Source organism: Shewanella sp. Pdp11 (genome assembly GCF_002838165.1).
Classification (GTDB): Bacteria; Pseudomonadota; Gammaproteobacteria; order Enterobacterales; family Shewanellaceae; genus Shewanella; species Shewanella hafniensis.
In genome coordinates this window covers 1,791,879-1,805,530 of record NZ_CP015194.1, presented here as the reverse complement: position 1 = coordinate 1,805,530, position 13,652 = coordinate 1,791,879, and the positions used below count along the sequence as shown (strand labels likewise).

The following is a 13,652-nucleotide window of genomic DNA, read 5'->3' as shown; positions in this document are numbered from 1 at the left end:
TTCAGGTCTTTCTCTCTTAACGTCGATATGATGAAAAGAGAGAAAGACGCATACCACTTTACTTGTTCACACAGTTAATCACGTCACCCTGTAAATAACCGTGCACATTAGCCACGGCAATATTGAGTAGACTTTGTCTAGCTTCCTTAGTCGCCCACGCGTTGTGGGGACTAATGCTGATATTCGGTGCATGCAATAAGGGATTATCCGCACTGGGCGGCTCGGTCGATAACACATCGACACCGGCAAATAAACGATTTTGTGAAAGCGCTGCTGCAAGCGCGGCCTCATCAATTAATCCACCGCGCGCCGTATTAATAAGCAGCGCATTAGGCTTCATCAAGGCGAGTGCTTGCTGATTGATAAATTGCTCAGTCTCAGGGGTAAGCGGGCAATGCAGCGAGATAATATCTGATTCGCTCAGCACAGTATCACGCGGTACCCAAGTGGAACCTTGGGTCAAGTCTTTGATAACAGAGCGGGTATTGACGAGCACTTTCATCCCGAATGCAAGGGCGAGCGTCCCAACCTGCTGGCCAATATCACCGTAACCTATTAAGCCTAAAGTCTTGCCTTTTAAGGATTGCAGCGGCATTAAGGTGAAACAAAAATCTTGGCAGTTCACCCACTGACCATCAACCACCGCTTGATGATGGGCAGCCACGGCTTGGGTGTGATGCAGTATATGGGCAAACACCATCTGCGCTACGGCATCGGGCGCATAGGCCGGCACATTCGTAACCACTATGCCTTGCGCTTTAGCTGCCGCTATATCAACAACGTTAGTGCCCGTTGCCAATACACCTATATATTTCAGTTCCGGAAGTTGCGCCAGAGTCTTAGCATTAAGCGGCGTTTTATTGGTGAGAATGATCTCTGCACCTTGGGCACGCGCGACAATATCGGCGCCAGCGGTGCGGGGGAAACACGCAAACTCGCCTAATTCAGTCAAGGATTGCCAACTGAGATCGCCAGGATTTAAGGTTTCGCCATCGAGTACAACTATCTTCATGCCGCTAAATCTCCTTTTAAGACGATGTGTTAGCGCTAAAAACTGACTTTGAGCCCAAGGTTAGCCTGCGCCTGCCACATCACATCCGACGTAATGTGCCATAGGCATTCATCTTCATTGCAAAACAACGAACTGTCGCTGTTGATAAACGTCGCGTAACCGCGGATATCTGCAAACAAACCAAAGTGTGGAGTCACTTGATACTCTACCCCGCCGCCAACTCCCATAGAGAAACGCGTTTCACTCGACCAAGCGTAGGGCAACATGCGGGTTATCCCCGCACTTGCGGTGACATAGGGTCGAATATCGCCACGGGGGAAATATAAAGTGCCGCCTAAGTGGATGTAATCTAAGTCTAACGAGGTAAGACGATCGGGCGTAAACAAACCGCCACTTTTGAGTTCAGAGGCTTGGTGACTGTATAAAAGATAAATATTACCAGGATCATTCGTGCCAATGCCCAGCATCAGGCCGTAATGGCTTGATTCCTCGATCTTCACATTTTTCTTGTCGCCCGTTTGATCTGCGTTGACGTCAATTTGATTAACATCAAATTGACCGCCACCCAGACTATAACCGCCAAAAGGTGCGACAAACACCTCAGCCTGCGCGGACATAGTCACAGGTAACAAACTCGCCAACAGCAACAGGCAATGCGTGTGTTTCATAATGAATTCCTTATCTTTTATACAATCCAAAGCAATCAAGACTAACGCATACCACGTTCAGACTTGACTCTATCATAGGCTGCTTGAATATCCTGTGCCTTACGATTTGCCAGCTCCATCATTTCCGGTGGCAGGCCTTTAGCGACTAACTTATCGGGATGATGTTCGTTCATCAACTTACGGTAAGCTCGCTTAACTTCTTGGTCGCTGGCCTCGTTAGTAATCCCCAGCAAACTGTAGGCATCGGTAATCGATGTTTTGTTGCCACTTGAGGTCTGATGAAAGCGAAACTCCGCTTGCCAGCGCTTCAGTAACTCATCTAACTGCGCTCGACCATAACCTAACTCTTGGGCAATCGTCATCAAGATAGCGTGTTCAGCGGGATCCAGTTCACCATCGGACAATGCCGTTTGGATCTGAATTTCGATGAACATCTGCACTAACTCTTTGCGTCCCATGGTAATAACACGAAAAGCTTGGAGGCTGCTGCGCAGATCAAAATCCGCCGATTTCCCCTCGCGAAACGCCTGCTGTGCTTCTTTACGGGCTTCACCGGTTAAGCGCATTTGCTCCATCAACAGGGTCGCGATGCGAATATCGGTTTCAGTCACCTGTCCCGACGCTTTCGCCACATGCCCCATCACCGCAAAGGTGGTGTTAAAGAAGATCGCTTGGCGATTCTTAGCCTGCCCTAGAACTTGTCGAAACCCCACGCCAGAAGCCGCGCGCTTATCGTAGAGGTGTCCGAGCCACAAGCCGAGCAAAGCACCAAAGATGCGGCCGAACATAAAGCCAATGATAAACCCAAAAAACTTACCCCAAAAGCGCATCTTATATCCTGATTTCTATAATGTATTTGATGTGCCAGCACTATCCTATGGATAAGCAAGCACAGATATTTAGGTATTGCTTTGTAATCTCAGTTCGAGCCCTTGCAGGCGTTCAATCGTGCCAACATCGCACCAAAGCCCGTGAAACAGCGCGCCGCTGACTCGGCCTTGGGCCATTTGCTTTCTAAGCAGCGGACCGAGTGCAAACGCGCCCTGCGGCGTGTGATTAAACAGCGACGGCCGATAAATGCCCATGCCAGAGAAAGTGTGCTTAGTCTCACCAAGCTCCTGCACTCGATTGCCACTCAAGGCGAAATCCCCCTGCGGATGCTGCTCAGGATTAGGCACTAGCCAGAGATGGGCGAGCGTATCGGCAGCAAGCTGCGTGATCGGCGGTAAAGCATCGATAAATACATCGCCATTAATGACCAAAAAGGGCTCATCACTTTCCCCCTCACACAATAAAGGCAAAGCCCGTTTAATGCCGCCGCCGGTTTCAAGCGCACTCTCTTCGGCGCTATAGCGAATTCGCACCCCAAAAGCGCTGCCATCGCCCAGCGCCTCGACTAATTTATGCCCCAGCCAAGCATGATTAATGACGATATCGACTATGCCTAACGCGGCAAGTTTTTCAATATGATAAACAATCAACGGTTTACCTAATACTGGCACCATAGGTTTAGGCATATTATCCGTTAACGGCCGTAACCTCTCACCTCGTCCGGCGGCCAAGATCATGGCTTTCATTGCTTAACCTCAGATAAAGACTGGCTAGCTGTAAACACAGGCAACACGCGACGAGTCAACCAGTGTGCAAATGGCACGAGTTCGGGATACTGCATGGCGATGTCGACAATATACGTTAATGTCAGTGGAATATCCGCCATATACGCAGGTTTACTGTCACGATAATTTAACCTTGCAAAAATCCCCACCGCCTTGATGTGACGTTGTAAGCCCATGAGATCAAACCAAGTTTGATATTGCTCAAGGGGGGTCTGTGCGGGAATGAAGCCTAGCGCGAGTGCTTGCTGATAATGGTATTGCATCAAGTCTGTAACTAACGGCTGCGGCCAGCGAATATAACAATCACGCAATAGCGATACCGCGTCGTAGGTCACAGGGCCGACGACGGCATCCTGAAAATCAATTACGCACAATTCGCCTGCTTGCAGCATAAGATTGCGGCTATGGAAATCCCTATGCATCCCCACACTAGGTTGAGATAGCGCATTGTCGACAAGCAGATCGAAGCTATCGCTTAGCATTTGCAGCTCTGACTCGTCCAAAGACAAATTAAGATGAGTGCCGAGTAGCCACTCAGTAAAGATGTGCAATTCACGGCGAACAAAGGCTTCATCGTACAGAGGTAAGGGCTGAACGAGGCCGCTATCAAGATACTGACTTGCAACCACAGAAGCCACTTGCGGCAGTAAATCGAGCGCCTGACGATAATAGTCAGCCACATTTTGCACGTTAAGCACAGATAACAGCTGGGTATCGCCTAAGTCGCTCATCAGCATAAAACCTTGAGCAGTGTCGGCATGGATCACTTTTGGAACTGTCAATCCCGCGGCGGCATAGGCATTAGATAAGGCGATAAAGGGCGCGATGGGCACCAGTTGTGGCGGTGAATCGGCGGCGATAAAGGTGGCATCGGGCGTCGTGATCCGAAAGTAACGTCTAAAACTTGCGTCACCGGAAATCAATATCGGTGTCACCTCATCGGAAAAATATGCATTCAGCCACTGATTTAGGGAAAGAAATCTCGGATCGGATAAAGTCATTTCATGGCTCTTAAAGAAAAATTGCTTTATTATAGCTGGCATATAATTTGGAAACAGCTAAGAAATTGAGAGATTTATTAAGCGGCGTTGCGTTTGTAAATTGCAACTTTCCCCATCCATACTTGTCCAGAATAAGAAATCATAATTACTGACCTAAAGATGCAGATCCGATACCTTCTGGCCCTGAGCCTGTTACCGCAATTAGTCCTGGCAGACGACTCTCCAACCGCTTCGGCATCTCAATGCTTAATCGAACCGCCAGTACCCCGTATCGTATCTCAAACCCAAGGGATGAGTGCGGCTGAACTCAACAAAATTCGTATCACGTCTGATAATACCAATGCCGAAATGGGCAAACAGGCGATTTTCCGTGGTGATGTGGTTTTTAGCCAAGGCGATAGACACATAGCGGCCGATGAGGCGATTTTAGATCAAGCGACCGAACAGTTTGATGCCAATGGTAATTTAGTCTTCCAAGACAGTAACTTCACTGTTACCGCCGAGTCATTACAAGCTCAAATGCGCTCCAATCGTGCCACCCTTAAAGGGGCGCAATATTGGCTGCATGGACAACAGGTCCATGGCGATGCAGAAAAGCTGCAAATTACCATCAATAACAATTTAATTTTAACCAATACTAACTTTACCACTTGTCCACCCGACAATGTCTCTTGGCTGCTCGAAGCCGAGAAAATCAAGATTAACAGTGAAGAAGAATGGGGCGAAATTTGGAATGCCAAGTTAAGAGTCGGCGGCGTGCCTGTATTCTACATTCCCTACATGACAGTGCCGGTTTCTGATAAACGTAAGTCGGGTTTCCTCTATCCCAGCTTTAGCACCAGTACCACCAATGGCGTCGAATTTTCTGCGCCCTATTACTGGAACATTGCCCCTGAATATGATTTAACCTTTACACCTAACTATATGTCTAACCGTGGTTTATTCACTAAGACTGAGTTTGGTTATTTAGCAGGCGAGGCTCAAAAAGGTCGAGTCAATTTTGAATATCTAGGCAACGATCAATTGATCAGTGGCAGCCCTAATCGCTACCTGTATAACTGGCAACATCAAGGGGCTATCGACAAAAATTGGCGTGTTTTAGCTAATTTTACTGACGTGTCAGACAACAACTATTTCAATGACTTAAAGTCAGATGTGAACCGTGCTACCGACAACCAATTGTCGCGCATAGGTGAAATCAGCTACTTCGAAAGTAACTGGGATATCAGCACTCGGGTCCAAGACATTAAAGTACTCGGTGAAGATGAAAAACCGTATCAGGTGATGCCTCAGGTCAACTTTAACTATCGTGCTGCCGACTTTTGGAATAATTTAGATTTTGGTTTTAATTCGGAGCTGACTAATTTTGCCCATCAAGACAACAATGTAAATACGGCGACACGTTTACATATGGCACCGAGCGTGACTCTGCCGATTCACGGACCTTCGGGCTCACTCACCAGCCAAGTGAAGTTAATGCAGACCAATTATTGGCAACAGAATAACGATCCTAATGAAGATCTGGACGACACAGTAAGTCGAACCATTCCACAGGTACGGATTAATGGTCAGATTAATTTCGAGCGTTTTACTGAGCTTTTCGATGAAAACTATCGCCAAACACTCGAGCCACAATTCCAATATCTTTATGTCGGCTACGAAGACCAACGTGGTATAGGTATTTATGATACGGCCCAATTGCAGGATGACTATTTTGGTCTATTCCGTGATCGCCGCTTCTCGGGGCTGGATCGGATCTCCGATGCGAATCAAATTACGCTTGGTTTAACAACTCGCTTGTTCGACGATCACAACCAAGAAGCGACTAAATTTAGCCTAGGGCAAATTTTTTACTTGCAAGACAGTAAAGTCGGTTATGAAGACAATATTTTTGAATCAAATCAATCTACATCAGTACTAGCCGCCGAGTTAGATACACGTTTAACGAATAATTGGTACATGGGTGCGGCAATTCAGTACGACACCAACACCAGCGAAAATAAAAAAACGGAAGTCACTTTAGACTTCAGACCCGAAGCGAACAAATTACTGCAATTTAGTTATCGTTACGTTCCTGATTTATTGAACTCCAATACCAATGATACTGTGAACATCTCCCAAGCGGGCGTTCGTGGTGCTTGGCCTATCAGTGACGATCTCTACTTCGTGGGTAATTGGTATTATGACTTAAACGAAAGCCGCGGCATTGAAACCTACACAGGTATTCAATACGAATCATGCTGTTATGCGGTGCGATTTAGTTATCACTACCGCATTAAAACCAATTATGACGACAACATAGGCTCTGCTGCTATTGACTCCCGTGAGCAATTTGAAAGCGGCTTCTACCTGAACTTAGTCATTAAAGGACTCGGTGGTTCTGGCCCATTAGGCGTATCAGATATGCTCAATGACGGCCTGTTTAACTACAGAAAACCGCTTTATCTGAGGAATTAGCAAAGAATTGTGATAGATTGCTGAACCTCAACAAGGACTGAGAGTCCAAACAGGTTAATGAGTGCCTTACCGTTTGCCTTTTGCTAACGCTAATAAAAGCGGATCTAAAGGGTTAACCATGCACTCAAATGCATCGCCAAAAAATTACATTAGGGCAACTCGCTGTAATTTCGATATAAATGGTAAAGTTATTTCAATTAAGCCGTCGAACCTGACCTTAGAACGTGCCAAGGATTTTGTGGATGAAACCCAGTAAACATCTGATTTTTGCTTTATTTGCACTCGCTATCAGCCAACCTACATTGGCCGCACCTCAGCCACTCGACCGTGTTGCGGTCCAAATTAACGACGGCATAGTGCTCGAAAGTGAAATCGCTAACATGATTGACACTGTTAAAGCCAATGCCAAAACGGCAAACCAATCGTTACCTTCCGACAGTGCCCTGCGCACTCAGGTGATCGAACGTTTGATCTTGACCCGTTTACAACTGCAAATGGCAGATCGTATCGGCCTGCATATCGGTGACTTACAATTAGACCAAGCGATTGAAAACATCGCGCGCGAACAAAAAATGTCTGTGGCCCAGATGCAACAGAAAATTGAAAGCGAAGGGTTAAGCTTTAGCCAATACCGCGAGCAATTACGCGAAGAAATCACCTTAGGTGAAATTCAACGTATTCAAGTACAACGCCGTATCCAAGTGTCACCACAGGAAATTACCAGCCTAGTCAAACTCATCCAAGAACAAGGGATGAAAGATGTGGAATATCAAATTGGCCACATCCTGATTGACGTGCCAAGTAATCCAACCAGTGAACAGCTGGAATCCTCGAGTAAACGTGCCAATATCGTTTTGGAGCGTTTGAAGAGTGGTGAAGATTTCCGCCGCACTGCTATTGCGTCTTCTTCGGGTCCTAAAGCACTCGAAGGTGGTATTTGGGACTACATGAACATCAACGAAATGCCAACCCTGTTTGCCGAAGTGATCAACGGCGCGAAAACAGGCGACATTATCGGTCCAATTAAGAGTGGTGCAGGTTTCCATATCATCAAGATCATGGATGCTCGTGGCCTACAAACCAAAGAAATCGAAGAAGTCAGAGCGCGCCACATTTTGCTTAAGCCATCACCAATTCTGTCGGAAGACCGTGCTAAAGCTATGCTTGAGCAATTCCTGAAGCAAATTCGCTCAGGTGAAGCTAAGTTCGAGGATCTTGCGCGTCAATATTCTGAAGATCCTGGTTCAGCCACTAAAGGCGGCGAATTAGGTTGGGCAGAACCAAGCATTTACGTGCCTGAGTTTGCTCAAACTCTTAATAGCTTAAAAACCGACCAGATTAGTGAGCCGTTCCGTACCACCCACGGTTGGCATATCACTCAGTTAGAAGAACGCAGAAAAACCGATGCCACGGATCAGTTCAACAGCAACCGTGCGCACCAGTTGATCTTCCGTCGCAAATTTAACGAAGAACTGCAAAACTGGCTAGACGAAATGCGTTCAGACGCATACATTGAAATCTTCCAGCCAGAGACCAATCGAGGTTAATGTTAATTGAGCACTAAACGTATTGCCGTTACCCCAGGTGAACCCGCAGGTATCGGCCCCGATTTAGTCGTACAACTCGCTCAGCAGGCTTGGCCTGCTGAGTTAGTCGTTTGTGCGGATCCAGAATTATTAGCGAGCCGTGCTAAACAACTCGGTTTGCAAGTAACTTTCCGTCCTTACCAGCCAAATCAAGCGCCTAAACCGCAAGAAGCGGGCACATTAACCATAGCGCCCTTCAAGCTAGTAAGCGAAGCAATTTGTGGTCAACTCGATGAGCAAAACAGCACTTATGTGGTTGAAACCTTGCGTTATGCGGGTGAGAAAAACATGAGCGGCGAGTTCGATGCTGTCGTGACGGGTCCGGTACACAAAGGCATTATCAATCAAGCAGGTATTTCCTTTAGTGGCCATACTGAGTTTTTTGCTCATCAAGCAAATTGCCCCGATGTGGTGATGATGCTGGCAACGCCTGGATTGCAAGTGGCGCTGGTCACGACTCATATCCCGCTGGCCTATGTTGCAAAGGCGATAACACGTCAGCGCCTACAGCATATTATCAAGATTCTCGATGCCGATCTGAAAAGTAAATTTGGCATAGTTTCGCCGAAAATTTATGTCTGTGGACTCAATCCACACGCAGGTGAAGACGGTCATTTAGGGCGTGAAGAAATCGACGTGATTATTCCGGCACTCAACGAGTTACGAGAAGAGTTTCAAATGAATATTGTCGGCCCATTACCGGCCGATACCCTGTTCCAACCTAAATATTTACAGGACGCCGATGTCGTCTTGGCCATGTACCATGACCAAGGACTTCCCGTTCTCAAGTCACAAGGATTTGGCAAATCGGTAAACATCACCTTAGGTTTACCTTATATTCGTACCTCGGTTGACCATGGTACGGCGCTCACACTCGCGGGTACAGGCAAAGCCGATATTGGCAGTTTTGTCTGTGCTCTGAATAAAGCCATTGAGTTATCCTCAAAGAACTAAACGATTACATTATTAATGAGCAACAAAGTACATTTAGGCCACACGGCCAGAAAGCGTTTCGGACAAAACTTCCTTACCGACGGCAATGTGATTGACCGCATTGTGGGTGCTATTGCCCCCGATAATCACCATGTGATGGTCGAAATCGGCCCAGGCCTTGGCGCCTTAACCGAACCCGTAGCCGATGCTGTGGATAATCTGACCGTCGTCGAACTCGACCGCGATCTGGTTGAACGCTTACATCAACACCCAGTCCTTAAAGATAAACTGACCATTCACCAAGGTGATGCTCTGCAGTTTGATTTTGGCCAATTGAGTGTGCCTGGCAAAAAGATGAAAGTGTTCGGTAACTTACCTTACAACATTTCAACGCCGCTAATGTTCCATCTGTTCGAATTTGCCGAACAGATTGAAACCATGCACTTTATGCTGCAAAAAGAAGTGGTGCTGCGTTTATCGGCAAGCCCTGGCTGTAAAGCCTATGGTCGATTAACGGTAATGGCACAATACTTCTGCCAAGTGGTTCCGGTTCTCGAAGTGCCACCCCACAGCTTTACGCCCGCACCTAAGGTCGACTCAGCAGTCGTACGCTTGCTACCATACGCGGTCAAGCCATACCCTTGCAAAGATGTGACCGTACTACGTCACCTTTGTACTACGGCGTTCAACATGCGTCGTAAGACTCTGCGTAATAACTTAAAGCACATGTTATCTGACGATGAGTTCGAGCAATTAGGGATTGACTCAAGTCAACGACCAGAGCAGATTAGCGTGCAGCAGTATGTTGCTATGGCTAACATGGTTTGTGATAAAAAAGCATAAATATATCAGGGCACTTAGGTGCCCTTATACCAAAGCCTAGGAACAAGAATGAGCGCATTGGACACCTCCATTCGGGTTGAAGTTAAAACTGAATATATAGAGCAGCAGTCCTCACCCGAGGATGAAAAATACCTCTTCAGCTATACCATCACTATCATCAATTTAGGGGAGCAGGCGGCAAAACTCGAGACCCGTCACTGGATAATCACAGATGCCAATGGCAATACCAGTGAAGTCCAAGGCGCCGGAGTTGTCGGTGAAACGCCCACCATAGCGCCAAATACCGCCTATCAATACACTAGTGGCACTGTGCTCGATACGCCACTTGGCATAATGCATGGCACTTATGGTATGGTCAGCGAATCGGGTGAGCGTTTCCAAGCGACGATCCGTCCCTTCCGTTTAGCGACCCCAGGCTTACTACATTAATATCATTAGGAAAGGGGCACTGTGGCGCATTATTTTTTTGGTGATATTCAAGGCTGTTTCGCTGAATTACAAAAATTACTCGCTAAGGTCGATTTTAATCCCTCCCGTGATGAACTCTGGGCTGTAGGTGATCTTGTTGCTCGCGGACCAGACTCCTTAGCTACACTGCGCTTTTTTCGTTCTTTAGGTGATTCCGCAAAAACGGTTTTAGGAAATCACGATCTCCACTTAATGGCGTTGCACGGCAAGCTCAAACGCGCAAAGCCCAGCGATAATTTAACTGACATTCTTGAATCACCCGATATTTCAGCCTCAATTGACTGGCTGAGACAGCAACCCCTAATGCGTGAATTACCCGAACACCAGCTCATCATGAGTCATGCGGGTGTGCCACCGCAGTGGTCGCTTGAGATATTAAGAGAAGAAACCGCACTCGTCAGCCGTGCACTCAAACAAGATGATTATCTTGAGGCATTGATAGCCCAAATGTATTCGGATACCGCCGAGCAATGGGACCCAAGTGCAATTGGCATAGAACGCTTACGTTACTGCATCAACGCATTAACACGCATGCGCTACCTCTATGTCGATGGCAGACTCGATTTTGATTGTAAACAACCTCCTGAAAGCTGTACTAATCCACAACTCAAACCTTGGTTTGAATTTGCTTCGCCCCTACGACAGAGCCACACCTTAGTTTTTGGCCATTGGGCAGCACTGATGGGCAAGGTTGGCGATACTAAATTAAAGGCTTTAGATACAGGTTGTTGTTGGGGTGAACACTTAACCCTATGGCATCTTGAAAAAGACCAAAAAATTACCCAAAAAAAGTTAAAAAAGAGTTAAACTAAAATAGCTTAAAGTCGATAACAAACTGAGCCGCCTAACCCTGAAATCGCCCTGTTTTCATTTGGAAAAATATAATAAAAATCGGAGTATCCTATGAAATTTAACGTAGCCACCAGAGTGATTGGCGGATTTGGTATTGTCACGCTTTTGCTCGTGGTGCTGGGATTTACATCCTACCTCACCAACAACAGCCTAAAAGCCAGCTCGGCGATGATGCAAGAATTAAGCTTACCTGCGCTTAAGTCGACCAATCACCTCAGTGAAACCTTGAGCGAGCAACAAAGACAAATCCTGATTGCTTATCACACCCCTAAATCGACCAATATTCCCAGTATTCGTAAAGTGTTCGATGATCATGGCACTCAGTTCAAAAACGAAATAGCCAACATCACCCAATTAGTGAAAAGCCAGCCAGAACTCACCTCCTTAATCAGCCAACTAAACGGTAGTTTCTCAACCTTTGAGCGAGACAGCCTTGCGATGATCGCCGAACGTGAGGCTTCATTAAGCAAGCAAGAACAGCTAGTTAATCTAAAGAAAAAACTCGAAAATGCTGCCGATGATGCCTCATCAGAACTGCTCGATATTGTTGATTTAGAAAGCAGTCAAAATCCCGATGAACAGAGCCTGGCCGCGTCAGCCAGCGCGATTGATACTAGCCTCGGGAATATCATCACCACTATTGCAGATTTAGTGACTAATGAAGAAGACAATAAACACGAATTGATCTCTAAAGAACTGGACTATATTATAAGCGAAACTAAGAACAAGCTTGAATATGTAAATCGTCACGGTCAAGGTATCGTCGATGCGGATACCTTAAGTTCAGTCACTAAAGATATCGAAAAAGTTTTAGCACTCGTCACTGGCCCGCAATCTATGTTACAGCTGAAATCGAGCCAACTTTCCCATGCTAAAGAAGCCGTAATCAAACTCGGTATTATCGAAAAAGACGTGAAAGTTATTAATTCCAACATGGAGGACGTGAGCAATAACATCGAACTTGTTGCCGCCAATATGAGCAACGACACCATAGCTAAGATTGACTCTGCTAGCATACAAACCATGATTGTGGTGTTAGTTGCCATTATTGTCGCTGTCATTGTGAGTTTTGCTGTAGTGAACCCGCTCAAACGCTCACTCAGCCAAGTGAACAATGCCCTTAACGTCTTAGCCTCAGGCAACCTTACCCATAAGCTGGATGACTCTGGACACGATGAATTTGCGGAGCTGGCGAAAAACTGCAATCGTCTCGTCGATAGCTTACGCAGTTTGATTATCGGTATCTTGGATAGGTCGAACCAACTGGCCGCGGCAGCTGAACAAACGTCGGCAATCACAGCGCAAACCACCTCGGGCATTCAAGAGCAAAAAAGCCAAGTTGACCAAGTGGCCACAGCAACCACTGAACTGAGCTCTAGCGCGCAACAGGTGTCGTTAAGTGCAGATCAAGCCCTTGAGCAAATCAAGCAAGCCGACCAAGAAACTCAGCATATGCGCGCCATTGCCGAAGAGAACAAACTGACTATTTTGGCTTTAGCCGATGAAGTCGCCAAGGCAGGCGTAGTGATCAATAAAGTGCAGTCTGATAGCGCCTCAATTGGCTCAATCTTGGATGTGATCCGCGGCATTGCAGAGCAGACTAACCTACTCGCCCTCAACGCCGCCATTGAAGCAGCTAGAGCCGGCGAACAAGGCCGTGGTTTTGCAGTAGTTGCCGATGAAGTCCGTAGCTTAGCCTCACGCACTCAGGTATCGACCCGAGAGATCCAACAGATGATCGAAGTGTTGCAGCAAGGTGCAGAACAAGCCGTTGCCGCCATGGATATGGGACGCGCTCAGGCCAATGCCTGCGTTGAAAAAACGGAGCAAGCCAATATTGCCCTCGAAACAATTAGCCAATCAGTGCATAAGGCCTATGACTCAGGCACTCATATCGCCCATGCTGCTCAAGAGCAGAATTTAGTCAGCCAGCAAGTGTCTGAAAAACTAGAGCATATTGCAGCCATTTCGGAAGAAACCGCTATCGGCGCAGATCAAACGGCTCAATCTAGCCATCAAGTTGCCAAGCTAGCCGAAGAGCTTCAAGCTTCAGTCGGCGAATTTAGAGTCTAAATTTTAATCATTAAAATCCTCTAAACCAAGGGTCGCTTAGCGGCCCTTTCTTTTGAGCATAATTCACTTCCCCGATCTTACCGAACACCCAGCTTGACCGACTTTACACAAATTAAGGCCATAAAAAATGCCGAACTTAAGTT

Annotated in this window: 12 protein-coding genes; 7 read left to right on the top strand and 5 right to left on the bottom strand. The window is 46.7% G+C overall.

Features of this window, described 5'->3' with window-relative positions:
* Positions 1–58: 58 nt before the first annotated feature.
* The 5 genes from AYJ58_RS08005 to AYJ58_RS07985 all read right to left on the bottom strand — a co-directional run bounded on the left by AYJ58_RS08005 (position 59) and on the right by AYJ58_RS07985 (position 4,297).
* On the bottom strand, positions 59–1,012 hold the full coding sequence (locus AYJ58_RS08005; RefSeq protein WP_106649692.1) for a D-2-hydroxyacid dehydrogenase: 954 nt from the start codon (positions 1,010–1,012) through the stop codon (positions 59–61).
* A gap of 35 nt (positions 1,013–1,047) precedes the next feature.
* Positions 1,048–1,680, bottom strand: coding sequence for a porin family protein (locus AYJ58_RS08000; RefSeq protein WP_106649691.1), 633 nt, complete (start codon positions 1,678–1,680; stop codon positions 1,048–1,050).
* Positions 1,681–1,721: 41 nt separating this feature from the next.
* Complete coding sequence (gene djlA, locus AYJ58_RS07995) at positions 1,722–2,510, bottom strand: co-chaperone DjlA (protein ID WP_106649690.1); 789 nt, start codon at positions 2,508–2,510, stop codon at positions 1,722–1,724.
* Positions 2,511–2,579: 69 nt separating this feature from the next.
* Positions 2,580–3,257 carry an N-acetylmuramate alpha-1-phosphate uridylyltransferase MurU gene (murU, locus tag AYJ58_RS07990; RefSeq protein ID WP_106649689.1) on the bottom strand — a complete coding sequence of 226 codons (678 nt, stop codon included), beginning with the start codon at positions 3,255–3,257 and terminating at the stop codon, positions 2,580–2,582.
* Positions 3,254–4,297: an aminoglycoside phosphotransferase family protein gene (locus tag AYJ58_RS07985; protein WP_232790876.1), complete on the bottom strand. Its 1,044-nt coding sequence runs from the start codon at positions 4,295–4,297 to the stop codon at positions 3,254–3,256. The genes murU and AYJ58_RS07985 overlap by 4 nt, the downstream gene beginning before the upstream one ends.
* A 159-nt stretch (positions 4,298–4,456) precedes the next feature.
* Here AYJ58_RS07985 and lptD point away from each other — a divergent pair, with 159 nt between their 5' ends.
* The 7 genes from lptD to AYJ58_RS07945 all read left to right on the top strand — a co-directional run bounded on the left by lptD (position 4,457) and on the right by AYJ58_RS07945 (position 13,509).
* Positions 4,457–6,754 carry an LPS assembly protein LptD gene (gene lptD / locus AYJ58_RS07980; RefSeq protein ID WP_106649687.1) on the top strand — a complete coding sequence of 766 codons (2,298 nt, stop codon included), beginning with the start codon at positions 4,457–4,459 and terminating at the stop codon, positions 6,752–6,754.
* Positions 6,755–6,996: 242 nt separating this feature from the next.
* A complete protein-coding gene (surA, locus tag AYJ58_RS07970) occupies positions 6,997–8,301 on the top strand; it encodes a peptidylprolyl isomerase SurA (protein WP_106649686.1) in 1,305 nt (434 codons plus the stop codon).
* 6 nt (positions 8,302–8,307) lie between these two features.
* Positions 8,308–9,294, top strand: a complete 987-nt coding sequence (gene pdxA, locus AYJ58_RS07965; RefSeq protein ID WP_106649685.1) for a 4-hydroxythreonine-4-phosphate dehydrogenase PdxA — start codon at positions 8,308–8,310, stop codon at positions 9,292–9,294.
* Positions 9,295–9,309: 15 nt separating this feature from the next.
* On the top strand, positions 9,310–10,116 hold the full coding sequence (gene rsmA / locus AYJ58_RS07960) for a 16S rRNA (adenine(1518)-N(6)/adenine(1519)-N(6))-dimethyltransferase RsmA (protein WP_106649684.1): 807 nt from the start codon (positions 9,310–9,312) through the stop codon (positions 10,114–10,116).
* Between the two features lie 48 nt (positions 10,117–10,164).
* The gene (gene apaG, locus AYJ58_RS07955) at positions 10,165–10,545 is read left to right on the top strand and encodes a Co2+/Mg2+ efflux protein ApaG (protein WP_028761528.1); all 381 of its coding nucleotides are present in this window, start codon (positions 10,165–10,167) and stop codon (positions 10,543–10,545) included.
* Between the two features lie 21 nt (positions 10,546–10,566).
* Positions 10,567–11,391, top strand: a complete 825-nt coding sequence (locus AYJ58_RS07950; RefSeq protein WP_106649683.1) for a symmetrical bis(5'-nucleosyl)-tetraphosphatase — start codon at positions 10,567–10,569, stop codon at positions 11,389–11,391.
* A 96-nt stretch (positions 11,392–11,487) separates the two neighbouring features.
* Entirely contained in the window at positions 11,488–13,509 is a 2,022-nt protein-coding gene (locus AYJ58_RS07945) for a methyl-accepting chemotaxis protein (protein WP_106649682.1), read from the top strand.
* Positions 13,510–13,652 lie beyond the last annotated feature (143 nt).

Bases quoted from the DNA above. Each gene is read 5' to 3' on its own strand.
- AYJ58_RS08005 (WP_106649692.1), bottom strand. From the start codon at position 1,012: ATGAAGATAGTTGTACTCGATGGCGAAACCTTAAATCCTGGCGATCTC.
- AYJ58_RS08000 (WP_106649691.1), bottom strand. From the start codon at position 1,680: ATGAAACACACGCATTGCCTGTTGCTGTTGGCGAGTTTGTTACCTGTG.
- djlA (WP_106649690.1), bottom strand. From the start codon at position 2,510: ATGCGCTTTTGGGGTAAGTTTTTTGGGTTTATCATTGGCTTTATGTTC.
- murU (WP_106649689.1), bottom strand. From the start codon at position 3,257: ATGAAAGCCATGATCTTGGCCGCCGGACGAGGTGAGAGGTTACGGCCG.
- AYJ58_RS07985 (WP_232790876.1), bottom strand. From the start codon at position 4,297: ATGACTTTATCCGATCCGAGATTTCTTTCCCTAAATCAGTGGCTGAAT.
- lptD (WP_106649687.1), top strand. From the start codon at position 4,457: ATGCAGATCCGATACCTTCTGGCCCTGAGCCTGTTACCGCAATTAGTC.
- surA (WP_106649686.1), top strand. From the start codon at position 6,997: ATGAAACCCAGTAAACATCTGATTTTTGCTTTATTTGCACTCGCTATC.
- rsmA (WP_106649684.1), top strand. From the start codon at position 9,310: ATGAGCAACAAAGTACATTTAGGCCACACGGCCAGAAAGCGTTTCGGA.
- apaG (WP_028761528.1), top strand. From the start codon at position 10,165: ATGAGCGCATTGGACACCTCCATTCGGGTTGAAGTTAAAACTGAATAT.
- AYJ58_RS07945 (WP_106649682.1), top strand. From the start codon at position 11,488: ATGAAATTTAACGTAGCCACCAGAGTGATTGGCGGATTTGGTATTGTC.